Source organism: Paenibacillus sp. MAHUQ-63, from assembly GCF_028765165.1.
Lineage (GTDB): Bacteria > Bacillota > Bacilli > Paenibacillales > NBRC-103111 > Paenibacillus_E.
Genome location: NZ_JARADB010000003.1, coordinates 1 through 26,856 on the forward strand (window position 1 = coordinate 1; position 26,856 = coordinate 26,856).

Sequence of the window (26,856 nt, forward strand, 5' to 3'; positions counted from 1 at the left end):
GCTGCCTGCGGCGGCCAGCTGCTCCGCGCGGCCCCCGGGTGCCCACGCCTGCCCCGGCGCGGCGCCGCTAGCGGCGAGCTCGCGCGCCTCAGGCAGCGCACCGGCGGCGAGGCTGGCCGCCGCTTGGGCGGCCTCGGCCTGCTGCGCCGCGAGCGCTTCCTGCGCTGCGCTCGCCCCTGCCAGGCCCGCCTGCAGGCGGCTCAGCTGCGCAGCGGCATTGTCGCCGGCGCGCAGAGCGCTTGCCGCTTGCGCCAGCTGCTCGCGAAGCTGCTGCTCCGCCTCAGGCGATGCCGCGGCCGCCGACGCCGCAAGCCGCTCCAGCTCACTGGCGAGCTGCTGCTTCTGCTCGGGCGTCATCTTCTGCACCTGCTCAGCAATTTTAGACGCTTCGCGCTGTATGCTCTCGGGGCTCCGCTGCGCAACCGCTTTGCCAAGCTCCCGCAGCGCCTGCTTGCGCTGCATCGACTCCGCCCACTGGTCGGCGCGCTGCTGCTGCTTGGCCAGCTCGCCTAAACGGTCTTCCAAGTTTTTCAGCGTTTTGGCCAGCTCCTCCAACGCTTTGGCAGTGGTTGGCGTCTGACCCAACCGGCGCTCTAACTCTTTCAAGTCATCGGTGATCTGCTGCATCGCCGGCAGCGGCGAGGGCTTCGCTTCCAGCTGGGCGGCTAACGCTGCCGCCTGTTTCTTCTGCTGCTCCACCCAAGCCCGGTCTTGTTCCGCTCGCTGCAGCACCGCGTCCTGCGGATTCGGCAGCATGACCAAGATCAATAACAAGGCTGCCATACCCGCAAGCGTCAGCAGCCATTTCATGGGTACATGCAGCTTAATCACTTGCTTCAGCTGCGACTCTACAATCGGAGTGCCTTTCTCCATCGCATCCTGCCTCTGCAGGACTGCCATCAGTGTGTTGACCTCCTGATACTTGAGGGCCGTCGTCATCCTGTCTTCCAAACCGCAGCGATCCAGCGCATATCCTGCATCCGCCATGCTTGGCCGGCGTACGTAAAGCCAGATGCCGGAGGCGATGACAGCCGCCAGCATGCTGATGAATGCTGCAAGCCGGTATCCGCTGAGCGGCAAGAGGCGCGCAAGCCCCATCCACAAGCAGCCTGCGAATAAGCCGATCGTTACACCCCGTACGGTGAATTGCAGCCCTTTCACTTGCAGCAGACGCCGTCTGACAGGAAGCAGCAGTTCTTCCAGAGATGTGAATTTCATTCTCACCACGCTCTTTTCTGAACCCTTATTTCTTTCTTCTCAGGATTGGCCGCAAATATCTGACGCTGAGCCAGATAAGCACGATTGAAAGCAGCAGGTATACACCTGCGAAAATATGCCACATTTGCAAATAGGTATGCCCCTTGAACAATTCCTTGGCGAAATCGGGAACCATTAGCGATATGAGCACAGCCATCGGGTTGAAGCTTAGAAAATAACCTAAGATTTGCTCATTTAACCCGGTGCGCCCGATATTCGCAAAAAACATGCCGGCCAAAGCCGTAAATCCAAAAATAAACAAAACAAAACCGTAAGTCGCAATAACGGAAATGACGGTCTTCTTTAATATCGTCGAGAAGAAAATGCCGACAGCCCCAAAGAGCACCATAACAAATAAGTAAAAAGCGAATACGGCGGCTACTTGCGCCGGCGATACGCCCCCGTAGAGGAAAACGATGCTATAAAGCGGCATTGTCGCCACTACGGTCAAAACCATAAAACTAAGCGCCGCAAACAGCTTGCTGAGAATAATCGTCCCCGAGCTTTGCTGCGTTGTCAGCAGCATGTTCAGGGTCTGCTTCTCCCGCTCGCCGCTAATGACGCCGGCTGTCAGCCCCGGCGTCATGAAGGCGATCAGTACGAGTTGAGTGCCGCTAAGAAAATAAAACAATTCGCTGCTTCTGGCGCTGCTCAGCACCCCTGCCTGCTGATGGTTCATATTGATATAAGCGAAGCCGAGCGCGATAAGCCCGATCGCAAGCAAGTATGCCAGAATCGATAGCGGAGAACGTATGGTTCGCATACGCAAGCGAAACTCTTTCTCCAACACGGGATTAATCCAGTTTAACTTGACCTTCATCATGTGCGCCGCCTCCTTTGGTGATTTCCAGGAACACGTCTTCCAGATTCGTCAAAGCTTCGCTGAAGGAAAGGAGCGGAAAGCCTCTCTCCACCAACCGGGCGAGGAGGCCGGCTTGGTCCTCGTCCGTACCGCCAAAGTGGACATGCAGCCCTTTCTCATCGTGCAGCACCATCGTAACATGCGGCTGCTCTCTCAAATATGCCAATGCTTCCTCCGCCCCGCCAACCATCCGAATCTGGAGCACACGGTTTGCTTTCATGCGGCTTTGAATGTCGGATACCCGCCCTTTGGCGATCAGCTTCCCATATTCAATGACTCCGATCTCATCAACCATCTCAGCGAGCTCCGGCAATATATGTGAAGAGATAATGATCGTTTTGCCCATTGCCTTCAGCTCTTTCAAAATCTCTCTCATTTCGATACGCGCCCTCGGATCCAATCCGGATGCCGGCTCATCCAGAATGAGCACTTCCGGCTCGTGAACCAGACATCTGGCCAAGCAAAGCCGCTGCTTCATGCCACGGGATAACGAGTCCACGTAGAAATCAGCCTTCTCGGTCAAATTGACCAGATCAAGCAGCTGCGGGATCAGCTTCATCCGTTCGGCCCGGGGAATCCCGTAGCTGGCCCCGTAGAAATCCAGGTATTCGGTCGTTTTGAAATTATCATACACACCGAAGAAGTCCGGCATATAGCCGATTAATTTGCGAACCTCTTTCGGCTTCTCGGTTACATCAAATCCGCCTACTCTGGCTGTGCCGGACGTCGGGCTCAGCAGTGTCGCCAAAATAGACATCGTCGTCGACTTGCCTGCCCCGTTAGGACCGACGAAGCCAAACACCGTTCCTTTGGCAATCTCCATCGTCAATGAATCAAGCGCCGTAAAGTTGCCGTATGTTTTCGTTAGCTCCGTAATAGAAATCATCGCCGTACAGCTCCTTCCAGCGAGATGGCGGGGATGCGGAACATGGTGTTATTTTGCATGGTCGTTACTTTCAATCGAATCGAATGGCCTGCTGTCAAATATGGCTGCAGAGCGGCTCCCTCCCAGGTCTGTATGGATTTTAAGGTCACGGGCTCCCAAGCCTGCGTATTTGCATTCCACAGCTCCGTCGTCACATCGGGATTCGGATCGCCGCTGAGCGTCATCGTTTGATAGGCAGCTCCCGCAATGGCAGGCAATGGATATTCCAGAGTCAGATCGCCGCTGCCCAACTGCATGAAGGGACCGTTTTGGAATTGTACCGCGCTCATCTTCATATGGTTTTCGGTCAGATTCGGGACGATCGCCGAGCTTGGAATCATGATCTTGCCTTCCGGCGTCACATAATCGATCTTCATTTCTTGAGCGACAAGTGTCAGCTGATCCGTCGGGATCGTGCCTGAGGATGCTAAAGAGATGCCGGATTGTTCTTTCGCCCATCCGATGATCATCGGCGTGAAGCTTCCGGAGAAGTTGACTTTCTCATTCAAATAGGTTGCCAGCATAGCGCGCTGCTGCAAACCGGCATCCACCCCGTTATTCGCTCCGTACGGAAAAGCAATTTGCGCGATATCGGGCCCGTTCATGTTCCCTATACCGATATTCGTATCGAAGCTCGCCGATCCGCCCGGCGGGATGGAGCCGACCTGAATGTACGTTTGATTCATTATGACAGCGACATCCGTTAACTCTTTCGCCGTGTTATTTATAATTTGACCTTTCGCACTTTGGGCCGTTAGCTCCGTGATGCGGTAATCCAGCTTGCCGAATGAAGGAAGCTGATCTTCCTTCATGAGCAGTTTGCTGATCGATGAATAAGGAATATCCTGAAGCCTCACGACAGCTGCCTCCGGCTCTTGTCTGATCGCCATCTCGCTGCCTTCATGAAGCAGCAGACCGGGATAGATGTCGCTTTGCAGGAGTGGCGAGATAGCGGGCTTCCCCGCCAACTTCAGTTCCAAATCGCCGCCCTTAGGCAGAAATATCGACATCCACGTCGTCTTCGCCCCTCCCCCGGATCCGTTCAGCGTTACGGCAGACAGTGTCTGTCCCATCATGCTGCCCCGGTTCGTGGCACCGAATTGAAAGATGCCGACACTGGTTACAAGCGCGATGACCGGAATGATAAACCAAGCCCACTCCCGCCGGTCCAAACGCGCCAAAACGATGTAGAGCACGGGAGCTGCGATTAAGGCGTACAACAATAGGACGAGAGCCAGCATCGGCAGCTTGGGAGGCTGTATGGAAGGGAAATAGTCCAAAGCCCTGTCCATTTCCCAGAAAGCGTTATTGCCGAATTTCATCTGGTTCGTACTTAGCGCATTAGCCGATTGAATCGGCCCTTGCAGAACCTTCTCCCAGAGCCGCTGATTCCCGTTCCACGAAGCCAGCGGGTTAAGGGATAAATCATAGGCCGCATAAACGACGAACCCGTTACCGTAAGGAGCTCTTGCAACAACGGGAATCTCCCCCTCAGCGTATACCGTTTCCGCTCCCTTAACCGGTTTCCCGCTCGATAGCGTAAACGGTTGGGCGAGAACCAGCTCCTTCTCCCCCGCCTTCTCAAGCTCTGTCAGCTTGGTGACCGATGTCGTGCCTTCATATGTAATGGGGGACGCCTCCGCGAAAGGGCCCGATGTCTTCGTGTAGCCTGCGCCGCCGGACAGAAGAAGCGTACCGCCTGTTCTCGTCCACTGCCGGATCGCCTGCACTTGCTCAGAAGCTAATGTATCCGAAGCAAAATCGTTCAGCACCAGCACGTCGATGCCGTCGAGTCCCAGCGACGCCTTCGGGATATCCGGTTGCTTCAGATGGAGCACGTTCACTTTCACCCCGGACTGATTCAGCAGCGTAAGGAAATTCAGCGTATCCACATCCCTGGCCAGCACGCCTACCTGCATCGTTTCCTTCGGCAAATTAAAGGCTTCCAAATACGTTCGGCCTTCCAGCGGTATTTTCTTGCCGTTATTTTGTGATTTCTCATAAAATGCGATTGTATTATTGCTTTTGGTATACGCATAACCCGGCAAGAGCATCGTAACCGCTTTCGTACTCCCTCTCGGAAGCTCGACATGCTGCACATACGTGAAATCCTTACTCCGGTTCGGGTTGGCAATCTGCACGACCACATCCCCTGCCACATCGGCGCCTTGATTGGTCAGGGTCAACGTGACGGGCGTCCAGCGGCCTTGCTTGACGTTCGTCGCGCCGAATCCGACTTGGGATTCGATTTGCACAGGAACCGCCGTTTCCGCTTGAGCGGAATTCGCCCAAAAGCCGGCCCCTTGCATCCATAGAGCCAGTAAAATACTGCCGATGAAGCAGGTCATACGCATTGCGCGCTTGTTTAACAATCTGGCATTCACTTGGGTAACTCCCTTCTCATCATACCTATCTCATAGATAGACGACAAAAATGGAAAAAAGTTTCAATTCGATGTCCAATAAATAGAAAAAAACCGCTTCACTGGTTTTAACCAGCTTGGCGGTTTGTGTTCCCATTTATTCGTTTCTTGCCCTAAGCTGAAACAGACGCAGCCATTTCACCGAAGCTCCGATCAAAATCACCAGCGTGCAGAGCGCGATCGGAATCCAAACGTGCAAAAATTCATAGTCGTGCAGGAACCAGTCGATCATCTTCTCGTCTTTAACGAACATTTCGCCGGCCGTATACCCCAGTATACCTGCGCCTATGTAAACAAGAATCGGGAATTTATGCAGCAGCTCCATGACGAGTGTGCTTCCCCAAATAATGATCGGGATGCTGAGCCCAATACCCAAAATAATAACGGTGTTGTTGCCGTTCCCTTTGGCCGCGATCGCCAGAACATTGTCCAGACTCATGACGAAGTCCGCGACAATGATAGTCCAGATCGCTTTCCCGAGCGTCGAAGCTTCTTTCACATTCGTATGCCCGTCATCATCCGTCAACAGCTTGATTGCTATCCAGAACAGCAAGATGGAGCCCCCCGCTTGAATGAACGGAATGTCCAGCAAGCTTACCGCCACTAGCGTCAGCACAAGCCGCAGGGCGATGGCCCCGAACGCCCCCCACCAGACAGCCAGCTTGCGCTGTTCCAGCGGTAGGTTTTTGCTTGCCAAAGCAATCACAACCGCATTATCGCCGCTAAGCACAATATTGATCAACATAATTTGCAGGAACAAAATGAGCGCATCAATCATGCTTTACAACCTCCCGGTGCATGGCGAGCTGGTGAACAATCACCGACTGCTGGCGCCGGGAACGCATTTAGAAGAAATGCGGGTCCGGCACCTTGTTCAATTGTCCATGTACAATTTCGATCGTTTCCGTTTGCTCCACGGCTTTGCGAATCAAGTCTGGCAGAAAGTCCATACTGCCCTCGAGTCTTTCCACCATATTCAGGTTCGGATTCGTACTAGGGGAAGGAGGAAGAAACAACGAGCAGCAATCCTCGTACGGCAAAATAGAAATCGGGAATGTGCCGATCCGTTCGGCGATTCGGATAATCTCTTGCTTGTCCATCATCATGAGCGGCTGCAAAATCGGCAGAGACACGACGCGCCCGATCGCATTCAAGCTTGGCAGCGTTTGGCTGGCTACCTGACCCAGGCTTTCACCTGTCAGCAAAGCGCTCAGCCCCTCGCGTTCGGCGATCCCCTCGGCAATGCGGTACATCGCTCTGCGGATTAACGTTACTAATAAGTTATCCTTATAGAAACGGTGAATGGACGTCTGCACATCCGTAAAAGGCACGAGATGCAGCCGGATGGAATCGGTATAGCCCGCAAGCTGATGCGCCAATTCCAGCACTTTATCCTTGGCGCGTTCACTCGTATAAGGGTAACTGTGGAAATGAACGGCTTCCAGCGTAAGTCCCTTCCGCATGCCCAGCCAACCCGCCACCGGACTGTCGATTCCCCCGGAAAGCATCAACAGCGCCTTGCCGCTGGTTCCCGCCGGGAAACCGCCGGCACATTCGATCACTTCGGCATACAGGAGCACCTGATCCTCGCGAATCTCGACACGAAGCTCCGTTTCAGGCTGCCGAACGTCAACCTTGAGGCCTGGCATCCCTTCGAGGACATAACCGCCTACGGCATAATTCATCTGCTGCGAATCCAGCGGAAACGATTTATTGACTCTGCGCACCGTCACTTTGAAAGTTGCCGGCTGTTTGGGGAGATGACGCATCAACCGCAGCGCCGTTTCTTTAATGGCCTCGACCTCCATCGCTGCATGGTAAGCCGGACTGAACGACGCAAGTCCAAACACGCGCTGCAAAGCCGCGGACGCTTCCTCGTATGGAGCACCCCCTAGCTCCACATATACGCGTCCAAATTCCGGAATATACCTCAAATCGGGAAATGCTCCTAAAATTTTACGAATTTGCGCGATGACGCTGCGCTCAAAGCGCTTGCGATTTTTGCCTTTAAGCGTCAGCTCGCCGAAACGCAATATCAAACAATCCGGTTTCATATCTGCTTGCCCCTTCTTCCTGTCGTTTGGTCCATCATCGGTGACAGCTCGCTCACAACCGCTCTAAGCGCCGCCAAAAAGTTCGCTATATCCGCTTCCGTATGTTCGTCCGAATAGCTGACTCGCAGGCCGCTCACAGCCTGTTCGAGCGTGCAGCCCAAGGCCAGCATGACGGCGCTGGGATCAGATTCCTCGGAAGCGCAGGCTGATTTCGTTGAAATATACATCTGCCTTTGCTCCAAGGCATGCACGACAACCTCGGCTTTCATACCGGCAAAAGCAAAATGCACGATATGCGGCGCCATCTCTTCGTTCACTTCAGAGCCTGTCAGCGTAAGCTCGGGGATCGACCGGATGCCCTCCACCAGTTGGCCTCTAAGCTTGTATTTGTGCGCCACCTTCGCCTCAAGCCCCTGCATCGAGATTCGCAGCGCCTTCGCCATGCCGACGATGAGCGGCACATTTTCCGTACCGGAGCGCAGACCGCCCTCTTGGCCGCCGCCGAGCAGAAGCGGCTTCAGCTGCACGCCTTCTCTGCGGTACAGAAAACCCGCTCCCTTAGGACCGCGGAACTTATGCGCGGAAACGCTGCATAGGTCCACGCCCCACTCCTTCGGTGAGAAAGGCAGCTTCGCGGCGCCTTGGACGGCGTCCACATGGAACAACACCTTCGGATATTTGGCCAGCAAGGAGCCGATTGCCCTGATAGGCTGTATCGTTCCTACTTCGTTGTTAACATGCATCACGCTGACCAGAATCGTATCCTCGCTGAGCGCCGCCTCCAACGATTCCAGCTCTACGCGGCCCAGACGGTTGACCGGCAAATAAGTGACACGGAAGCCTTCCCGCTCCAACTGGCCGAACACCTCTTTCACCGAGGGATGCTCAATGCATGTCGTTATGAGGTGCTTGCCTCGGTTCTGGTAGCTGTAGGCCGCCCCCCGGATCGCCAAATTATTGCTTTCCGTCCCGCCGGACGTGCAAATAATATGAGCAGCTTTGACGCCGAGAGCCGCCGCGATAACCTCTTTCGCCCCGTTGAGGAGCCTTTCGGCCCCTACGCCAAGCCCGTGAATCGAGGAAGGGTTCCCATAATGGGTCTTCATAACTTCGGCTATCGTATCTATAACTTCTTCATAGGGCGGAGTCGTCGCCGCATAATCGAGATATAACATAACTGCGTTCATTCCCCTTTTTCTTTCATTAAAGCCTAAATAGATAACGGACTCAAGTTATCACTGTAACACAAAAAGCCGATTCCCGCATGATGCATGCGACAATCAGCTTAAGAGAGCTCCCTTTTACAGTGAAAATTTCACCTTATGACCTAACACCTGGGAGACATAGGCTTGCGTTTCCTTGGGCAGCAAATGCAGTTTGTTCGCTAAATCTTGATCGTTTCTAATCCCCAGCCGGTCAACACGTCCCGGTCCGGCATTATATGCGGCCAGCGCTAAGCCTTCATTGCCGTTATACTTCTTGAGCAGGTTGCTTAAGAAATGCGTACCGGCATCCACATTCTGCTGAGGATCAAACGGATTCGTGACGCCGAACCCTCTGCCCGTACCGTCCATGAGCTGCATCAAACCTTTGGCGCCCGCCGGCGATACCGCTTGATGGTTGAAACTGGATTCTTGCTGAATAACCGCTTTCACCAGCGGAACAGCTACCCCATATTTGCTGCTGGCTTCTTGAATCAAACCGTCGAATTGCGAGGCTGCCGAAGCATGGCTCACCGATTGCAGCGGTGAATACGCCCGATTCAAAGCAGTCAAAGAGCTTGGGATCCTGTTCGCTGGATTCCCCGACACAGATCCGTTATCATCGCCGGAGACGGAGGCTTGTCCCATTAGCGTGCTCAGCAAAGCGCTGAAGTCGCTGGAATCGTCGGTGCTCGAACTTTCGGCATTGCCGGCGTGCAGGCTTGTTTTGCCCATGATCTGAAGCTGCAGCAGCTCCTTCAATACTCTAGGATCAATGCTGTTCATACTGCTCGTGGTGTTGCTGTTCATCCGTCAAACCTCGTTTCCTTCAACTATTGTTGTTTTCATTGTACACGTTTTGTGCCCTCGCTACCATCCCAAATTTTCACTGCGGGGACGACACAAGAAAAGCTCGGCTCCTCCTAGAGAGCCAAGCCTCTGCCGAGAGTCCCGCCCATAGCGGGAATTTCTCCTGTTAAATGCAGCCTGGCGGATCTCGAAGGCTGAATAACAGGAATTCCTCCCGTTATTCAGCCCGCACTTGCAGCCTCTACGCGAAATGGGAATGAATTAACGGGAGGAATTCCCTTTATTCGTACAACTGGGCTAATTTTCTCGCGAATAACGGGAGAAATTCCAGTTACGGCCTGCGGCAGATCAAGAAAAGCTCGGCTCCCTCAACGAGAGAGCCCCGCCCCGCCGCAGTTTAAGAAAAACCATCAGGGAATATCGACCTGACGGTCCGCTCTTATGCTTCTTCTCAAAATGTTCTTTAATCATCCGTACGGCTTCGTCCATGAACTCTTTCAACATTTTTCTATGCAGCAAAAATCATTCCACAGCCCTTCATCGATCGTAAATACCACATGTCGATGATTCACCTGGAATACATCCTCTGTTAGTAATCGGCTCCATTCTTCCGTTTCGGGGATCTCCGCAGCCACGAAATGCCTATACTTCTTTCACTACGTTAGGTCGAATATGTTCTTTATGCTTTTCTACAAAGGCATCCCAGTATCGATGCTCATCGAAAAATATTGGTTTCAGTAATTTAAATAAGGGGGAAGCTTCGCTCACCCCAAACCCAAAACATATAAATTCTTATATCTTGAAAAAAAGACAGTCTATTCGACTGTCCCTCTTTCCGTTCAAGAAATATTTTGCTGCAAAATCTCGTCCTGTTCCGTCATTCTTCGGACGATGAGCCGTGAAATACGCAGATGATCCGTTTCCTCCACAATGAACAGGAACTCGTCGTTATAATTCACCTGTTGGTTCCTGCTCGGCGGTATCTCCGTTTGTGAGTAAATCCATCCGCCAATTGTATCGTAATCATCGGACTCAATATCGAGACCGAAATACTCATTAACTTCATCAATCAATAGTAACCCATCGATCGAGAATGTGTTTTCGTCCTTCATCTCAATCGTCGGACGCTCTTCATCGAACTCATCCTGAATTTCGCCAACGATTTCTTCCATGATGTCTTCCAGCGTAACCAGACCGGAAGTTCCGCCATATTCATCGATAAGCAGCGCCATCTGACTTTTTCTTTTTTGCATCATTTTGAGCAAATCGGCAATATGAATGGAATCCGGTACCGTCGTGATCGGACGGATAATTTTCTTAATTCCCTTCAAGTTAGCGTCAGGCTTCAACAAATCTTTGATATGGACGAATCCGATAATATTATCTTTATCCGGATCGCAGACCGGATAGCGCGTGCGCATCTCTTTGATGGCTATCGCCAAGTTTTCGGAATAAGACAACCCGGCATACAAGCATTCCATCTCAGTTCTGGGGATCATAATTTCTCTAGCTGTTGTCTCGGCGAATCCGAATATATTATCAACAAGCGTTAGCTCTGTGTTATCGATAAGTCCGTTTTTGTGACTTTCTTTCATGAGGACCCTGATCTCATCCTCGGTATGTGCGGATTCATGCTCCGTCGTTGGCTCAATACCCGCGCGGCGCAGCATCCAGTTGGAAATCCCGTTGAGCAACCAAATGAATGGATACATAATCTTGTAAAATAATACCATCGGTCCTGCGGAAAGCAATGTAATCTGTTCAGCTTTACGAATCGCATACGTTTTGGGGAACTGCTCACCCAATGTAATATGCAAAGTGGTCATCAATGAAAATGCGATAAGAAAGGTAATCGTGTGGAACACCGAATCTGGCAAATGCAGTGGAGCAAATAAAGGTTCTAAAATTCTTGCGAACGTCGGCTCCCCGACATAACCAAGTCCCAACGAAGTCAATGTAATCCCAAGCTGACATGCCCCTAAATATGCATCGAGATTATTCATAATCCCTTGTGCAAATTTAGCATTGCGGCGACCTTCTTCAACAAGCGAATCAATTCGACTACCTCTTACTTTGACCATCGCGAATTCAGCTGCGACGAAAAAACCATTCAACAAAACCAGCGCAAACATTAATATGAAGCTAATTAACGTTTCGGGCAAAGGATCTTCCAATACCTTACCTATCCCCTATGAAGCACGGCGGCCGCGCCAAGGAGAGTAGGTACACCTCCCTTAATTTTAAATTTAGATTTGAAATATCACTGTTTATTATATAATAATACTGTAATCATTCAAAGGTGCGAATATGACTCTTGAAGGTAAATAGTACGAGCAAACGGGAGGATAAGGTTAATAATTACGCCATAACGGGACTTTACCCGCGAATTATCCCTCTGAAACTCGAAAATCCCCGATTTTTTGTCCAAAAAGAAAAACAAGCCGATATCTCGGCTTGTTCTGCTGCTCCTTCAAGCATAGAAAGGAACCAATAAAAAATAGGCGGCTAAAGCGATAAAGCCTAGGACAACGGACCACGTTCCCAGTCCCTTGTTTCCCATAAAAAAGGCGATGATGCCGAGCACGATGCCCGATACGCCAAGAAGCACAGGCCATACGAAAAGCGAAGCGAAGGCTACGAACAATGCGATGTACCCTACCGCCTTATTGCGTGTAACAGCCTCTACAAGCTCATCGATCTCTTCATCGGGCACATCCGATTGAGCGACCTTCTCCGCATTCTTAGCCTTATACGGCTCGGCATAATTGATTCTCCGCGAGGGCGCCGTGATTTCTGCCGCATACTCCTCTTGATGGGTTACGCCGCTTTCCTTCTGAAACTGTTCCTTCTGGAATCGCGCTTTCGTCGATTTATCCAGACGGCCTCCATGCTGTCGCATCGCTACTGCTTCTTCTTTGCTTGGAAAGTGTGGCAGCAAGTATTCGCGGCTTTGCTCGCTGCATCTTGATGATCGGTATCAAATGATTCCCCTGCGAATTCCTCATTGTAGCTGGCATTGGCATGCTGATCGACTTCAATCATGATCGTTCCCGCGTTGCAGTTGTTCCCTTGCGTCCAATATTCGCAGTTAGCAACTGAACATTTTACATCCGGCATAGTTCATCACCTCATTAACAATTTGCCCGTGGGCAGGGTGAGCTATGCTCAGGAGAGGCTGTCAGATAGCACCAAGTACATCGCGTGAGACCACAGCAACGGCAGCGCGGGCTCTCCCCATTTGGCTATCCACTCCGGATAGGCTTCAGGAGCCCTTAGACTATCTGCCACTTGTTCGGGTAGACGACCAAGCGAATCCGCCTTGCTCGCGATCCAGTCCAAGCACCTCTGGGCTTCAGAACGATTGCCGAGCGCCTGCTGGTACCAACCGTACCAGGCTGTCAGGATCAGCCACTCGCCTCCCCCGTAATAGCGGTCTTCCACATATCGCTGAATGCCTTCGTGCTTCAAATCATTTTCGATGGTTTCCACCGTCTTGACCATCAACGGATCGTCTGCTTGACACACGCCGAAGGGGACGGCCAGCCAGATCAAGCTGGCGTCAACCCCGGTCAAGACGGGCTTCCACAGCTCATCGACGCATTGAATCGATTTGACGAAACGGCCGTCATGTACAGAATGGCGTAAGATGAAATCTTGAATCAGAGCAGCCTTCTCCAGAAGCGGCTGCCGTTCCTCAAGCTCTCCGAGCGCCCTTAAACCGCCATAAACGCAGGCAAGCGTCGCCGGATGAACATAATCCGGAAACTCCTCCCAACAATCGAAATTCGGGTAGTGCCAGAACGCCATCAAATAATCGACTGTAATTTCAATGCTTTCGCGCCACTTTGCCAGCAGGTCCCGATTGCCCGTCCGCTTCACATGTTCAGTTAGCCCCCATAGATAGGCACCGTAACCGTCCAGCTGAAAATGCCCCCACTCCGATACGTCATCCCGGCCATCCAGATGATAGCGCGTTCCTAGAAACTCGGAGCGGTCGATCCATTGTTTATGCTCATGCTTATGTAATAAGGAGTCCACTTGGGGGCGCTTATTCTTCAATACGCCTGCCACCCAATCGTAGAAAAGCTCAGCACTCGCCGGCTCGCCGGCTCGGTCCATACTGTTTGCGATGAACGTACCGTCCCGCAACCAGCTGTAAGCATACGGCGGAAATAGCGGCGATGCGATATACCCTCCGCGAGGATGCTGATTGCTTGTAATAATCGTTATGCTTCTCTGGATCAAGTCTTCATGCTGCATGTTCCATCTCCTTTTGAAAAGAAAAGAGATGCTGCTGAGAAGCGGCACCTCTTATATCTTTTGACATTATGCGTTACGTTTATACTTTCTCGCCTTGCATGCGGCGCTGCGTGATATAATCTGTTTCGTAGTAAGCCAGATCCTCACGAAGCTCTTCGAACACTTTGGAAAGCTCAATCGTCAAATCGCGCACTTCGCGTGAAGGTTTCTTGCGGAAACGGATGGCGTCTTGTCCTGTGTAAGCATAACGGCCATCTTCCGAATAACACTCATTCTTAGGATAGAAAAATGTATTAACGCAAGTATGATAAACTTCATAAAGTACTTTCTCTGAAAAGTCAACATTGAAAGTCGGACGGCGCAAGCTAACGCCCAGTTTCTCATAAGCCACTTCACAGAACACGAGCAAGTGGCGTGTATCTTGCAAATAACCACGGTAAAACTCATCCATAGCGGGATCATTTTCTACATTAAGTTGTGAAAGCGAATGTTGATTCAGAAACAACTCCATTTTGGCGGTTGTTTCTTTTAGTTTTGTACGAGTTGAATCACAAAGATTTTTGACATTAAAAACAGCCATGTTATGAAGACCTCCTCTAATTGCGCTATTCCTATCCTACCATAAATTAACCTGAAAAGGTATATGCAAAACTCCCGATTCCGTGCATAAAAGATTCCTAAGCTCCTCACTCTAATCAAAGATACTTCGTTTCGCAGCTAGATGGTGCGATACGATTTCAGAAGGAGGGCTATGCATGTGGCGTTATTTAACTTCTATTAGTCTAGTACTCGGCTTAGGCGTCGTGCTGTTTCCACATCACTCGAACAAAGAGAATCAACCCGGTCCGGAGGTATACAGCACCAAGTATGAAACGGATGCTAAGCTTACTCTGCTTCAGCAGGATGTTCAACTGACGGACGATTTGTGCCGAACTCAGTGCTCCGTTGATTATGCCAAAATGATAGCGCAAATCGAAGCAGGCGAATCTGCAGCCAAAGTTCTCACTGCAATGAAGGCCCAGCATGAGAAGATGGACGTATTGATCTGGTCCGGGAATCAGCAGAAGCTCGAACAAGGCGTCAAAGCAGGCGAAATACCTGCCGCTTACCGGGAGCAAGCCCGCACTTATCTGCAGGAAGCCAAAACCGCGGCCGGACAAGGCAAGCATTACCAATCCCCGAAATTCGGTGCCGCACAGCAGGTGTATTTCGTTCAAGGAATACCTTCCTCGGACGGTACCAGCTCACTCATCGGCGTCATTCATCAGGATATTTTGCATCAGGTCACGGACCATCAAATGAAAAATTTACGGCTCGAACCGTATCCGAATGAAAACCGTTGGAAAGTCGAATCCGTCGATACCGATACACTAAAGGACAAGGTCGTCGATCATCCCGAAGACAACCAAGGAACGAGCCATTACCATCAGAACGAGGTTGTCGTGAAGTTCAAACAGGATCCGTCGGACGCTCAGCTCACGCAAATCAAATCGGAAATCAAAGCCACCTCCGTCCAGAAGCTGGGGTACACCTATGTATTCCGCACGGAAGGCATGGAGGCCAAAGCATTGATGGCGTATTTCAAAAAATGGGATGTTGCCTATGTGGAGCCTCATTTCTTGTATCTAACGAACGGTTATTATGATGATCACGATGAAGATGAAACGGATGACGAGGATACGAGCGATTACCATAACGATCATGCGGATACGAACGGCGAAGCCGCCAGCATCGAACCGAACTTCATGCCGAACGATAATCTGTTCGGCAGGTACCAGTGGAATTTGCCTTTGATTGAAACCGTTCAGGGCTGGCAGTACAACCGCGGTGCCAAAGATGTCATCGTCGCGGTCGTTGACACCGGCGTCGATCTCCAGCATCCCGATCTCAAAGATCAATTGCTGTCCGGCTATAATGTCATCAGCGGTGATGATAAGCCGCAGGATGATGTGGGACACGGCACACACGTCACCGGGGTCATCTCAGCCCTCGTGAACAACCAGCTGGGCGTTGCCGGCATGACTTGGTATAATAAAGTGCTTCCAGTGAAGGTATTGGACCAGACCGGAGCCGGCAGCACATACTCCGTCGCTCAAGGCATCATCTGGGCTGCGGACCACGGTGCTAAAGTCATGAATCTAAGCTTGGGGAACTATGCGGATTCCGGCTTCCTCCACGATGCAATTAAATATGCGTATGATAAAGATGTGGCCTTAATCGCTGCTAGCGGTAACGACAACACGGAGCGACCGGGCTTCCCGGCTGCGTATCCCGAAGTGTTCGCCGTTGCAGCAAGCGACTCGAACAACAACAAAGCGCCATTTTCCAATTATGGCGACTATATCGATGTGACGGCGCCAGGTGTGAGCATCGCAAGCACATATCCGAACAATCAATACGCCGCTTTATCGGGTACCTCGATGGCCAGCCCGCATGTAACTGCCTTGGCCGCGTTAATTCGTTCGGCGAACCCGAAGCTGAAAAATACGGAAGTGTACCAAATTATGCGCGACACGGCCAAAGACCTCGGCGACCCAGGTCATGATAAGTATTTCGGCTACGGCCTGATCGATGTCGTCAAAGCCGTGCAGAAAGCCGAGGAGCAAACGAGCATCGGGTTTGATTGGCCGCAAAAGTGGTTCCGTCAGATGAATCTTGTTTCGAAGAAATATGCCGGTATGGAATTGAATCGCTAAACCAAATAAGACCGCCTGCGCGTAGGTTGCTGAATAGGAGCATAACCTAATGCGTATGGCGGTCTCTTGTGGTCTCAAAACTATAATACCCGCATAGCCGAGGCCATGCGGGTAACCGACAGATATGGAAAGTTTGCCGTAAGCCGGGTTCTGTACTTCCAGTGGTCGTAACGGGCGTCTGTCCCCTGCCACCATTGAAGCGACAATCATCTATCTAGGCCATACATTGCTGCACAGCTCAAGCGACCAACCCGAACGCGTCTCAGGCGAAGACTGCCGTCTCGAAAACGGCTAGCGTTCCTCTAGGTCTTGCTCCAAGTGGGGTTTACCAGGATCTATGTCACCATAGAACCTCGTGGTCTCTTACACCACGGTTCCACCCTTGCCTGATCTCGCCCTGAGGCGAGCCATCGGCGGTCCATTTCTGTGGCACTATCCTTCAACTCGCGTTGACTGGACGTTATCCAGCACCCTGCCTTGTGGAGCCCGGACTTTCCTCTCGCTGCGGCTTACCCGCAGCCAGCGATTGTCTGTCAAACTTTCCGATGCATAGGCTAGTATACTAGGAATGCCTGCGAAATACAACTGCTGATCGTTTCCTTGCTTGGAAATCTCCGATAATGCTCATAGAGCCTCATGTTCTACAGGAACTGAAACGGCTCCGTATTCACTTCGGACGCCAGCACCTGCGTATCCGTTTTGGCTAATTGCGCGGCCAGATAGTCCGCCACGCCGCGCTTCATAATCTTCTCGACGTTGTGACCGACGTCGATCAACGTCAGCCCCGCCGCGAGCGCATCATGCGCGGTGTGGTAGTCGATGTCGCCGGTGACGAGCACATCGGCGCCGGCGAACATGGCGTGCCGCATATAGCGGCCGCCGGAGCCCCCTAGCACGGCCACCTTCCGGATGGGCCGTGCCAAATCGCCGACGACGCGCACGGCGGGCACGTCGAACGCACGCTTCGCGAGCTCCGTCAGCTCGCGGAGCGTCATAGGCGCGGGCAGCTTGCCGGCGCGCCCGAGGCCGAACACTCTACCCTTGAGATCCATCGGGTAGAGGTCGTAGGCCACCTCCTCATACGGGTGGGCCTTCAGCATGGCCTGAACCGCCTTGCGCTGCACGCTGGCGGTTACGATCGTCTCCACGCGTACTTCCTGTACGCGTTCGAGCTTGCCCGCTTCCCCGATATACGGGTGCGTTCCTTCCTGCGGCAGGAACGTCCCCGTTCCGGGGATGTTGAAGGAGCAGTGGCTGTACTGCCCGATCCACCCCGCTCCGGCGGTGAATAGGGCATCCAGCACAGCCTGATGATGCGTCTCGGGGACGAAGACGACGAGCTTTTGCAGCTTCTCCGTATGCACGTCCTCCAGATGCGTAAGCTCCGTCAAACCGAGCAACTCCGCCATCATATCGTTAATCCCGCCTTCCGCCACATCCAGATTGGTATGGGCGATATAGACGGCGATATCGTGCTTGATTAATTTCTCGTATAAGCGGCCGGCAGGCGTATCGGTTTGGAGATGGGCTAACGGTCTGAAAATGATCGCATGATGCGCAATAATAAGATTGGCCCCCAGGCGAATCGCTTCTTCCACCACGTCATCGGTAACGTCCAGAGCGACGAGAACCTTCGTAATCTCCTTCTGCAAAGAACCGAGCTGCAAGCCGATTTTATCATCAGGCATCGCATAATGCTTAGGCGCCAGCTGTTCGAACAGCTGAATTACGGTTTGACCTTTTGCAAACAAGCGAGTACCTCCTTTATTTCCCTAATTTCTCGAGCGATATTCTCCGCTTTGGCCGCGGATGCCTCCGCTGCGGAATGTTTCAGCTGGCCTTCGATCATAGCCAGTTTATTCAGCTCGCTTGCCCATTTGGCAAACCACACTTCAGGGGCTTCCGTCATGAGATAAGGTCCCATCAGCAGCAAACGTTCTTTGCTGACATGAACGCCGCCAGGCAGCGTGCGGTCCGCATATAATTGTTCCTGCGAAGTCCCGCTGTCAGCAGAAACGCCTTTGGTCGCCGTCAAAATCTCATAGATTTTGCCATCCTCTTCCAGAATGGCTTCCGCATCCAGACGCCAGTCCTCGGCGAGCAGCCACCTGCGAACGTGATCTTCACCGACATTCGGCTGCAAAACAAGACGTTCTACGCCTTGCAGCTTCTCTTTGCCTGCTTCCAGAATGCTCGCAATCAAGCTGCCGCCCATACCGGCAATCGTGATGACATTCACTTCGCCCGGCTCGATCACCGCCAAGCCATCGCCGGATCTAACGCTAATCTTGGCTGACAATCCGCTCTCCAGTACTTGGCGCGTCGCCGCCTCGAAGGGCCCCGGGTTCACTTCACCCGCAACTGCGAACGCAATAACACCCTGCTGCGCCAAGTAAGTCGGCAGCAAGGCATGATCTGACCCGATGTCCGCCAATCTGGATCCAGGCGGTACCCGGTCGGCAATCATTTGCAATCTTTTCGATAATTTCACCATGTGTTATACAACCCACTCTACCCATTTTTTTCGCAGCATGAAGAAAGCTGCACCAGCTGTAACCAATTTCCCTGTGAACGACAATTGAATGACGCGGGAACTTATCTCGACATCTGTGAGGAATGTCATCGCCTCGGGCGCGAACCACACGAGCATGCCAACGAGCAGCAGCACGCCAGCCGCCTGCTTATTCGTATGATGTGCAAGCCACGCAATCCATATAAGCACAATACTAACCGGAATCCAGCTGATTTCAAGCGAGAACCAGCCTGGATTGTCCAGCTTCTGCAGGAGCAGCCAGCCATATGTACCGACCAGCCCCAACCAGCCGCATAACTGGAAAATGCCCATTCGCCCTGCCACACCGTTTATTAACCATACTACACTACAGAACGCCAAATAACCAATGTACGAATAAGGCGATGTCACTTCATACATATCCATGATATAGACGCCAAGCAATAACAGCGCCAATGCAGATACTCCGCACAGCATATACGAAACGACCGGCGATTTGCTATGCTGACGATATGCGAAGACATAACAAATGATGACAAAAAGCGAGGAAATTCCAATTTGCATTGGCATTCCAAAAGAGTTAAAATTAAGAGCAGATAAGGCCAGAGCGGCGATTACCGCCAAAATGACCAACCAGATTTTCCAAGAACTGTTTGCTATTGACGACGCTGATACGCCCATGATCGAAGCAGGCTTCGGCGTTGTTTCGTCCATATACAAATTCATCAAAAAGTCACAGTAATGCTCGGGAAGCAATTTGCTCCGCCGCCAATGATCGATTTCTTTTACAAGTATTTTTCGTTTTTCCGCATCCATCTTAGCGCTCACCTTCCTAGCTACTATATCGGTGATTGTGTGCATTTGCTTTAGCATTACTTTTTGTACATAAATAAAGACCCCGCCGAAATTGGCAGGGCCCTTCTCACAGCGTTATGTTTTATTCCAAGAAGTCTTTCAATCGTTTACTGCGGCTAGGATGTCTCAGCTTGCGCAAAGCTTTGGCTTCAATCTGACGGATCCGCTCGCGTGTAACGCCGAATACTTTGCCTACTTCCTCGAGGGTGCGCGTACGTCCGTCGTCCAGTCCGAAACGCAAGCGAAGCACATTCTCTTCTCTTTCTGTCAACGTATCCAATACGTCCTCCAGCTGTTCTTTGAGAAGCTCGTATGCAGCGGCATCCGCTGGGGCAAGCGCTTCTTGATCTTCGATGAAATCACCCAAATGCGAATCGTCTTCTTCTCCGATCGGTGTTTCGAGCGATACAGGCTCTTGTGCAATCTTCATAATTTCACGAACTTTATCCGTGCTTAAATCCATTTCTTTCGCAATCTCTTCCGGTGTGGGTTCGCGCCCAAGCTCTTGGAGCAATTGACGGGAAACGCGAATCAATTTATTAATCGTCTCAACCATATGGACAGGAATACGAATCGTTCTTGCTTGGTCCGCGATCGCGCGCGTAATAGCCTGGCGAATCCACCAAGTCGCATATGTACTGAATTTGTAGCCTTTGGTATGGTCGAATTTCTCAACCGCTTTAATAAGACCCATATTTCCTTCTTGAATCAAGTCCAAGAACAGCATGCCGCGGCCTACATATCTTTTGGCAATGCTCACAACGAGCCTCAGGTTCGCTTCAGCCAGACGTCTCTTAGCCTCTTCGTCCCCATTCTCAATCCGTTTGGCCAATCCGACTTCGTCTTCCGCAGAGAGAAGCGGTACACGGCCAATTTCTTTCAAATACATCCGAACTGGATCGTTAATTTTAATCCCCGGCGGCAAAGCCAGATCATCGTCGAAGTTAAATTCATCACGATCGTTGTCATCATGATTCATGGAATCGTCATCAGACTCATTCCCTACATCAATCCCTTGTTCCGATAACAGCTCGAAAAACTCATCGATTTGCTCAGGATCCTGATCGAAGGGAGCTAATTTTTCCATAATATCCTTGTAAGTAAGTGAGGACCGCTTCTTCCCTTGCTCAATTAGCTGCTCTTTCACTTGCTCCAAGGTTAATTCTGTCTCTAGTTCTGTACGCTGATCATTCGCCATAGTACGGACTCCCTCCTCCCTAGTTGTTCAGTAAAAGCTACGTTGACTTCAATCTTTTTTCTAGGGCGATAATTTCAATTGCAATTTGTGCTGCCCGAAGAGGGTCTCCCGCGCGTTCGGCGCGAACCTGCTCTTCTTTCTTACGTTCTACTTCTTCTTGCATAGGAACTTTACGAATTTGGCGAATATAGTCGTCAATCACTTGTTCGTTCATTCCATGACCGGCTCCCATCATGACGATGGAGCTGGCCAAGCTCTCCAGCTGTTCGTCTTGCAGCATGGCAATGTATCGGCTTGCGTCCGGCTCAGCATTCTGAGCGTAGTAAGCATATAAATAAGCAGCTAAGACTGCGTGAGCTTCAACGTTGAATTGATCTCCTAACTGTTCTTCCACATGTGCGCAGACATCTCGATCATGCATCATTACCGCTAAAATCAATCGTTCCGCGTTGTGATAAGCCGGCAGCAGCGATGGTGTTTTCTTCCGTGTTCGTTCCGCTGGTCTCCCATTATTCATAACATTATTCCACAGAATCGGTTTATTATCCCCATCTGTTCGGTTTTTTTCCGACTGCAGCAAGATTTCATGAAGGTCTAACTTCATGGCCTCATACGAGGAATCCGGGAATTCGGATGCCAATTGCTTCAGATAATGTTCTCGTTCCATAGGAGAATGCAGTTCACTAATCAGCTTTACAGCAGATTGCAGATAACGAAGTCGGTCACCGTCCTCATGCAGCTTAAAATTTCTGCGGATGTACAAAAGCTTATATTTCATCGATGGTACGGCAGGTTCGATAATCTCCCGTACGAATCGGTCAAAACCATAATTTTTCACATAATCGTCAGGGTCTTTGCCTTCCGGCAGCATGGCGACGGTTACTCGGCTTCCCGTCTCTTCGAGGATCGGTATGCTTTTGTAAGCAGCCGATTGGCCTGCGTTGTCTCCGTCATAGCAAATGACGATCTGTTCGGCGTTTCGGTTCAGCAGTGCGGCATGTTCCTTGGTGAGCGCGGTTCCCATCGTAGCAACCCCGTTATGAATGCCTGCTTCCCAAGCTTTGATGACATCCACATAGCCCTCGAAGAGCACCGCCTGTTGAAGCTTCCGCATATTGGGTCTGGCGAGATGGAGGTTGTACATCGTTCTGCTTTTGTTAAACAGCATCGTTTCGGGACTGTTCAAATATTTGGGCTGCGCATCGCCCATCGATCTCCCGCCGAAGGCAATCACTTTGCCGGTTGCGTCACAAATCGGGAACATGATGCGTTCTCTGAATTTGTCCACATAACCGCCGCCTTCTTGCCTGGCTGATATTAAGCCACCCTTCTCCATTAGAGCCAAATCGAATTCGCGTTTGGCGAGCTGCTGCACCAGCGTATCCCACATGGCGGGGGCGTAACCGATTTGGAACGTATCGATCAGTTTATCCGAAATCCCTCTGGAGGCCAGATAGCCTTTGGCCACTTTGCCTTGCTCGGTGTTGCCAAGAATATAATGATACAATTTCGCTGTAAAATCATAAGCCTTGTGCAGCGCCGCTCTCTCGAGCTGCTGTTCGCTCTGCTCTTCGGTCGCTTCTTCCCAAGTAATCGGAATATCCGCTTCCTCTGCGAGCTTCGTAACGGCTTCCGAGAAACTCAGTCCTTCGATTTCCATGACGAAACGAATTAAATTACCGCCTGCATGACAACCGAAACAACGATAAATCTGCTTCTCGGGCGTAACGGTAAACGACGGGCTTTTCTCGGAATGGAACGGGCATAGCCCCTTCATATAATGCCCTTGCTTACTTAAATGTACGTGCCTGCCAATGACATCAACGATGTCGTGGCGCTTCAGTACAGCCTCAATGACCTCTTCAGGTATGCGTCCGTACCTCATGAATCCATCCACCCACAATTCAAGTTGCTTTTCAGACTAAGTACTATTCGCTATTTTTTTTCGATTTCCTGCAAATATCTTAAAAGTTTTGTCAAACCATGTAGAAATTTTTGGCGGTCCTCTTCCGTGAAAGGCTTCGGGCCCTTACCATACTTCCCGGACCTGCGCATTTTGGCAGATGTATGCCGCCGGTCCAACAAAAAATCAATCGAGCTATCCGTATATTCCTGTCCTCGATTCGTCAAACAATAGGAACCCTTGGCTAATCCTAAAGCGGCGAGACCGAAATCCTGCGTTACCAGAATATCGCCTGCTTGAATCTGATTGGCGATATAGAGGTCTACGGACTGATCGGAACGGTCCACCTGAATCACTTTGACGCCGGGTCGTTCCTGCATGCGATGATCGTAAGAAGCCACCATCACCACTTGCACGTCAAACTGCTTGCCTGCCTCTTCGATCTCCGGTTTCACGGGACAAGCGTCGGCATCGACGATAATAGTTCTCGCTCGCATACGGTTACAGTCCACGCCCTTTTTTGACGAAATCTCACCGTACTATTATATACGATGAACTTGCAAAAAATCCTGCAAGGAATAACATAAAAACGTTATTGAACCCGTTCGATATGATCCATGACCAAGCTCGCCGTTTCCTCTACGGCCCGGTTTGAGACATCAAAGATCACACAACCGATTTTGCTCATGATTTTGTCAGCAAAAGCCAGTTCTATTTTAATACGTTCCACATTCGCATAGGTTGCATTTTCTGCAAGACCAAGCGTGCGGAGCCGTTCTTGACGTATGACATTCAATTTATCCGGATCAATTCTGAGGCCGATAATCTTTTCTTTAGGAACCGTATAAATAGCCGCAGGAGGCTGCATTTCGGGTACTAACGGCACATTGGCCACTTTAAAGCGCTTGTGCGCCAGATACATCGACAGCGGCGTTTTGGATGTGCGGGATACACCCAGTAAGACGATATCCGCCTTCTGAATGCCGCTGAAATCCCGCCCGTCATCGTATTTGACGGCAAATTCGACCGCTTCGACTTTCTTGAAATAGTCCTCATCCAGCGGATGTATCATGCCCGGCTGCCGCCGCGGCTCTTGATGCAGCGCTTGACCAAGGGCGCCGACAACGGGTCCGAGCAAATCGATATGCGGGATACCGTGCTCCGTCGCTTTGGCGATCAGATCATCCCGCAGCTTCGGAATAACCAGTGTAAAGACGACGATGCCCCCATGAATCCGAATTGCATTAATCACTTTATCAATGCCTTCTGTATCATGGATAAACGGCGCTCTGACAATCTCGACCGGTACCGGATGAAACTGCATGGCGGCGGCGCGCACGACAGACTCCCCTGTCTCCCCGACAGAGTCAGAAACGACATAAACGCGTGTAGGTAGCGAATGATCCATCTCCCATAAAGCCCCTTTCCGAAAAGCATAAAAAAAACTCACCGATATGCGGACAGCACAAAGGCGAGGTGATTGCCATCAAATCATATCAAACCATAATTTACATGTCAAATCAGACTTGTTTAAATATTGTATTTTTCCATCTGCTCGATGAAATCCCGTGATTTCCATTTGACTCCAATATGTATATCCATATAAGTTCTCATGCATGTTCGAAGCTGTGCCTTCGTTTCCTCTTTCACTTGAACGGCCCCTAATCGCCGCATATCCATGCGCGGAAACAGCTTCAGCAGCTTCAGCGTACCTTCGCCCACGGTAATAGAGGCGGGATCTTTATGCCGGCACCTGATGCATAGCGTCCCCCCCATGCCCGGGCTAAAGTTCGTGATCCCCGACGTCTCGCCGCAGGATACGCATCCGTCCGTGACCGGCAAATAACCGGCCAGCTCAAACATTTTCATTTCGTAGAGGTGAACGACAATTTGCATGTCCTTATCCTCTTCGATCGCCTTCAGGCCTGCTTTCAATTGCTCAAAAAGATAGGTGCTTCCTTCCTCGTCGCCCAGCATTCGGTCCGTCATCTCCGCCAAGTAGGAGGCATGTGCGGACTTATGCAAGTCTTCCCGCAGCGAATGATGGGCTTCAATGATTTCCGCTGAATTCAAGGAACCCATCTGCCCTCTCTGTTTGAAAAAAACAAAATCGCCGTACGTAAAAAGCTGCGTAACGGCGGCATGTCTACTCTTCACTTTCTTCGCACCCCGAGCCATGACTCCAACTTTACCCAGCTCGGGGGTGAACAGACTTATGATCTTATTCCCCTCTCCATAGTCCATACTACGGAGTACGATCCCCTGTACACTACGCAGCAAATGATTTCCCCCATGTAGGCCGCTCTGAACTTACGATCTTTCTGTCACATGTCCAGACCTTCCAACGGCTCATCGTTACTCTGATCCTCTTCCTGCACATCCGCATCCATGCCGGGTTGTCCGGTGACTTGCTTGTACAATAAATAGGCGTCTACATCACCGGTCTTTGAAAAATACGTCCACGAAAAGTCTTTCATGTTCAGCACTCTCCCCATCGAACGTGATGTTCATAGGATGTGCAGAGAAAGCTTCTCTATGCGAAAAATAATTGGTACTGTTAGGCAATCGCCGTTTAATCGTGTCGGAAGCCAAGATCCTTCAGCACGCGTTCCTGGTTTCTCCAGTCCTTCTTCACCTTGACCCACAGCTCCAAGAAAGTCTTGGAACCGAGCAGCGTCTCGATATCATGGCGCGCTTGACGGCCAATTTCTTTCAGCAGGCTGCCCTGCTTGCCGATGATGATGCCTTTCTGGGAATCGCGTTCCACGAAAATAACGGCCGAAATATGCACGACGCCGTTGGATTCCACGCGCATATCCTCGATTTGGACAGCGATCGAGTGCGGGATTTCCTCACGGGTCAAGTGCAAAATTTTCTCGCGGACAAGCTCCGCGCATACGAACTGCTCCGGATGATCGGTGATTTGATCGGCCGGGTAATACTGCGGCCCCTCCGGCAAATAGCGGATGATCTGCTCCAGCAGCGTCGTAACATTGTTCCCTTTGAGCGCGGATACGGGAACGATTTCTGCAAAATTATACAAATCTTTGTAGGTTGTAATGATAGCGAGCAGTTCTTCCGGCTTGACAAGATCGATTTTATTCAATACCAAGATGACCGGTGTCTCCACATGCTTCAGCTGTTCGATAATGTAGCGGTCTCCGCCGCCGATGCCGTCGACGACATCTACGAGAAACAACACGGCGTCGACTTCACCCAGTGTCCCGTGGGCGACTTTGCTCATATAATCGCCAAGCTTGGAAGTCGGCTTATGAATACCCGGCGTATCCAGAAATACGATCTGTCCGGTGGCCGACGTATAAACGCCGTGAATTTTGTTTCTGGTTGTCTGAGGCTTGTCTGACATGATCGCGATCTTCTGTCCGATAATTTGGTTCATGAGCGTCGACTTTCCTACGTTCGGACGGCCGATGATGGCGACAAAGCCTGATTTGAATTCTTTTTTAGCCACTTAGTCTGATCCTCCATTTGATTGCAAATCTTTGGTTGTGAATGCGCCTGGCAGCAGCGCGGATACCGTCGTTTGTGCGAAATCGCCCTTGAGACTGCCCAGGTAAACGGGCATATCGGGCGGACAGAGCTCGACCAGCACCTGACGGCATACGCCGCAGGGCGAAATCGGGCCATCCGTATCTCCCATTACCGCGATTGCCTGAAAGGAGCCTGCCTTGCGGCCGTCTGCGATGGCGCGGAACAGCGCCGTCCGTTCGGCGCAGTTCGTCGGACCGTAGGCCGCGTTCTCCACATTGCAGCCATAATGGACATGGCCGTCAGCATCAAGAAGCGCCGCACCTACTTTAAAGTTCGAATAAGGCGTATAGGCTCTTTTCATCGCTTCTTTGGCATGTTGAATAAGCTCCTGTGGATTCATGTCCGTTA

At 51.2% G+C, this 26,856-nt stretch carries 26 protein-coding genes, 1 other RNA gene and 1 pseudogene; 2 read left to right on the top strand and 26 right to left on the bottom strand.

Translation table 11 applies throughout. The features are described from left to right. From PUT07_RS16360 to PUT07_RS16420, 14 genes and pseudogenes are all read right to left on the bottom strand, one after another. The coding region (locus PUT07_RS16360; protein WP_274469349.1) for a hypothetical protein at positions 1-1,218 on the bottom strand (1,218 nt) is incomplete at its 3' end. A gap of 25 nt (positions 1,219-1,243) precedes the next feature. Then, positions 1,244-2,080, bottom strand: coding sequence for an ABC transporter permease (locus PUT07_RS16365; RefSeq protein ID WP_274469350.1), 837 nt, complete (start codon positions 2,078-2,080; stop codon positions 1,244-1,246). Beyond that, complete coding sequence (locus PUT07_RS16370) at positions 2,052-3,005, bottom strand: ABC transporter ATP-binding protein (protein WP_274469352.1); 954 nt, start codon at positions 3,003-3,005, stop codon at positions 2,052-2,054. The genes PUT07_RS16365 and PUT07_RS16370 overlap by 29 nt, the downstream gene beginning before the upstream one ends. Beyond that, positions 3,002-5,428, bottom strand: coding sequence for a DUF7408 domain-containing protein (locus PUT07_RS16375; protein ID WP_274469353.1), 2,427 nt, complete (start codon positions 5,426-5,428; stop codon positions 3,002-3,004). Before PUT07_RS16375 ends, PUT07_RS16370 begins: the two co-directional genes overlap by 4 nt. Positions 5,429-5,563: 135 nt before the next feature. After that, complete coding sequence (locus PUT07_RS16380) at positions 5,564-6,244, bottom strand: TerC family protein (RefSeq protein ID WP_274469354.1); 681 nt, start codon at positions 6,242-6,244, stop codon at positions 5,564-5,566. A gap of 67 nt (positions 6,245-6,311) precedes the next feature. After that, a complete protein-coding gene (thiI, locus tag PUT07_RS16385; protein ID WP_274469355.1) occupies positions 6,312-7,520 on the bottom strand; it encodes a tRNA uracil 4-sulfurtransferase ThiI in 1,209 nt (402 codons plus the stop codon). Further along, positions 7,517-8,695, bottom strand: coding sequence for a cysteine desulfurase family protein (locus PUT07_RS16390; protein ID WP_274469356.1), 1,179 nt, complete (start codon positions 8,693-8,695; stop codon positions 7,517-7,519). The genes thiI and PUT07_RS16390 overlap by 4 nt, the downstream gene beginning before the upstream one ends. 126 nt (positions 8,696-8,821) lie before the next feature. Continuing rightward, positions 8,822-9,532 (bottom strand): lytic transglycosylase domain-containing protein, encoded by a 711-nt coding sequence (locus PUT07_RS16395; RefSeq protein ID WP_274469357.1) that lies wholly within the window; start codon positions 9,530-9,532, stop codon positions 8,822-8,824. Positions 9,533-9,961: 429 nt separating this feature from the next. Then, positions 9,962-10,270: pseudogene (locus PUT07_RS35620) on the bottom strand (IS91 family transposase); the annotation flags it as partial. A gap of 101 nt (positions 10,271-10,371) precedes the next feature. Continuing rightward, the gene (locus tag PUT07_RS16400) at positions 10,372-11,664 is read right to left on the bottom strand and encodes a hemolysin family protein (RefSeq protein ID WP_274470855.1); all 1,293 of its coding nucleotides are present in this window, start codon (positions 11,662-11,664) and stop codon (positions 10,372-10,374) included. 338 nt (positions 11,665-12,002) lie between these two features. Beyond that, positions 12,003-12,431, bottom strand: coding sequence for a hypothetical protein (locus PUT07_RS16405; RefSeq protein ID WP_274469358.1), 429 nt, complete (start codon positions 12,429-12,431; stop codon positions 12,003-12,005). Between the two features lie 2 nt (positions 12,432-12,433). Then, positions 12,434-12,649 (bottom strand): DUF1540 domain-containing protein, encoded by a 216-nt coding sequence (locus PUT07_RS16410; RefSeq protein ID WP_274469359.1) that lies wholly within the window; start codon positions 12,647-12,649, stop codon positions 12,434-12,436. A 48-nt stretch (positions 12,650-12,697) separates the two neighbouring features. Further along, entirely contained in the window at positions 12,698-13,792 is a 1,095-nt protein-coding gene (locus PUT07_RS16415) for a glycoside hydrolase family 15 protein (RefSeq protein WP_274469361.1), read from the bottom strand. A 79-nt stretch (positions 13,793-13,871) separates the two neighbouring features. After that, positions 13,872-14,372 carry a YpuI family protein gene (locus PUT07_RS16420; RefSeq protein ID WP_274469362.1) on the bottom strand — a complete coding sequence of 167 codons (501 nt, stop codon included), beginning with the start codon at positions 14,370-14,372 and terminating at the stop codon, positions 13,872-13,874. A gap of 175 nt (positions 14,373-14,547) precedes the next feature. On the opposite strand from PUT07_RS16420, the gene PUT07_RS16425 reads away from it, so the two are divergent. Further along, complete coding sequence (locus PUT07_RS16425) at positions 14,548-16,488, top strand: S8 family peptidase (protein WP_274469364.1); 1,941 nt, start codon at positions 14,548-14,550, stop codon at positions 16,486-16,488. A 124-nt stretch (positions 16,489-16,612) separates the two neighbouring features. On the opposite strand, the gene rnpB is transcribed toward PUT07_RS16425, so the two are convergent. The 4 genes from rnpB to PUT07_RS16445 form a co-directional block, all read right to left on the bottom strand. Then, an RNA gene (gene rnpB / locus PUT07_RS16430) (RNase P RNA component class A) lies at positions 16,613-17,030 on the bottom strand. Positions 17,031-17,129: 99 nt separating this feature from the next. Further along, positions 17,130-18,239 (bottom strand): Nif3-like dinuclear metal center hexameric protein, encoded by a 1,110-nt coding sequence (locus tag PUT07_RS16435; protein WP_274469365.1) that lies wholly within the window; start codon positions 18,237-18,239, stop codon positions 17,130-17,132. Next, positions 18,215-18,982: a tRNA (adenine(22)-N(1))-methyltransferase gene (locus PUT07_RS16440; RefSeq protein WP_274469366.1), complete on the bottom strand. Its 768-nt coding sequence runs from the start codon at positions 18,980-18,982 to the stop codon at positions 18,215-18,217. Before PUT07_RS16440 ends, PUT07_RS16435 begins: the two co-directional genes overlap by 25 nt. A 3-nt stretch (positions 18,983-18,985) precedes the next feature. Further along, positions 18,986-19,456 carry a hypothetical protein gene (locus PUT07_RS16445; RefSeq protein ID WP_274469367.1) on the bottom strand — a complete coding sequence of 157 codons (471 nt, stop codon included), beginning with the start codon at positions 19,454-19,456 and terminating at the stop codon, positions 18,986-18,988. A 73-nt stretch (positions 19,457-19,529) separates the two neighbouring features. Here PUT07_RS16445 and PUT07_RS16450 point away from each other — a divergent pair, with 73 nt between their 5' ends. Beyond that, the gene (locus PUT07_RS16450) at positions 19,530-19,742 is read left to right on the top strand and encodes a hypothetical protein (protein WP_274469368.1); all 213 of its coding nucleotides are present in this window, start codon (positions 19,530-19,532) and stop codon (positions 19,740-19,742) included. A gap of 195 nt (positions 19,743-19,937) precedes the next feature. Here the strand turns inward: PUT07_RS16450 and rpoD are convergent, their stop codons facing one another. The 8 genes from rpoD to cdd form a co-directional block, all read right to left on the bottom strand. Further along, positions 19,938-21,053, bottom strand: coding sequence for an RNA polymerase sigma factor RpoD (gene rpoD, locus PUT07_RS16455; protein ID WP_274469370.1), 1,116 nt, complete (start codon positions 21,051-21,053; stop codon positions 19,938-19,940). Positions 21,054-21,090: 37 nt separating this feature from the next. After that, complete coding sequence (gene dnaG / locus PUT07_RS16460) at positions 21,091-22,938, bottom strand: DNA primase (RefSeq protein ID WP_274469371.1); 1,848 nt, start codon at positions 22,936-22,938, stop codon at positions 21,091-21,093. A gap of 50 nt (positions 22,939-22,988) precedes the next feature. Then, positions 22,989-23,453 carry a YaiI/YqxD family protein gene (locus tag PUT07_RS16465; protein WP_274469372.1) on the bottom strand — a complete coding sequence of 155 codons (465 nt, stop codon included), beginning with the start codon at positions 23,451-23,453 and terminating at the stop codon, positions 22,989-22,991. Between the two features lie 95 nt (positions 23,454-23,548). Then, positions 23,549-24,364, bottom strand: coding sequence for a pyruvate, water dikinase regulatory protein (locus PUT07_RS16470; RefSeq protein WP_274469374.1), 816 nt, complete (start codon positions 24,362-24,364; stop codon positions 23,549-23,551). Between the two features lie 122 nt (positions 24,365-24,486). Beyond that, positions 24,487-25,236, bottom strand: a complete 750-nt coding sequence (gene recO, locus PUT07_RS16475; RefSeq protein WP_274469376.1) for a DNA repair protein RecO — start codon at positions 25,234-25,236, stop codon at positions 24,487-24,489. Positions 25,237-25,280: 44 nt separating this feature from the next. Next, positions 25,281-25,433 carry a YqzL family protein gene (locus PUT07_RS16480; RefSeq protein ID WP_274469377.1) on the bottom strand — a complete coding sequence of 51 codons (153 nt, stop codon included), beginning with the start codon at positions 25,431-25,433 and terminating at the stop codon, positions 25,281-25,283. 95 nt (positions 25,434-25,528) lie between these two features. Further along, the gene (era, locus tag PUT07_RS16485) at positions 25,529-26,428 is read right to left on the bottom strand and encodes a GTPase Era (RefSeq protein WP_274469378.1); all 900 of its coding nucleotides are present in this window, start codon (positions 26,426-26,428) and stop codon (positions 25,529-25,531) included. Continuing rightward, positions 26,429-26,848, bottom strand: a complete 420-nt coding sequence (gene cdd, locus PUT07_RS16490) for a cytidine deaminase (protein WP_274469380.1) — start codon at positions 26,846-26,848, stop codon at positions 26,429-26,431. Positions 26,849-26,856 lie beyond the last annotated feature (8 nt).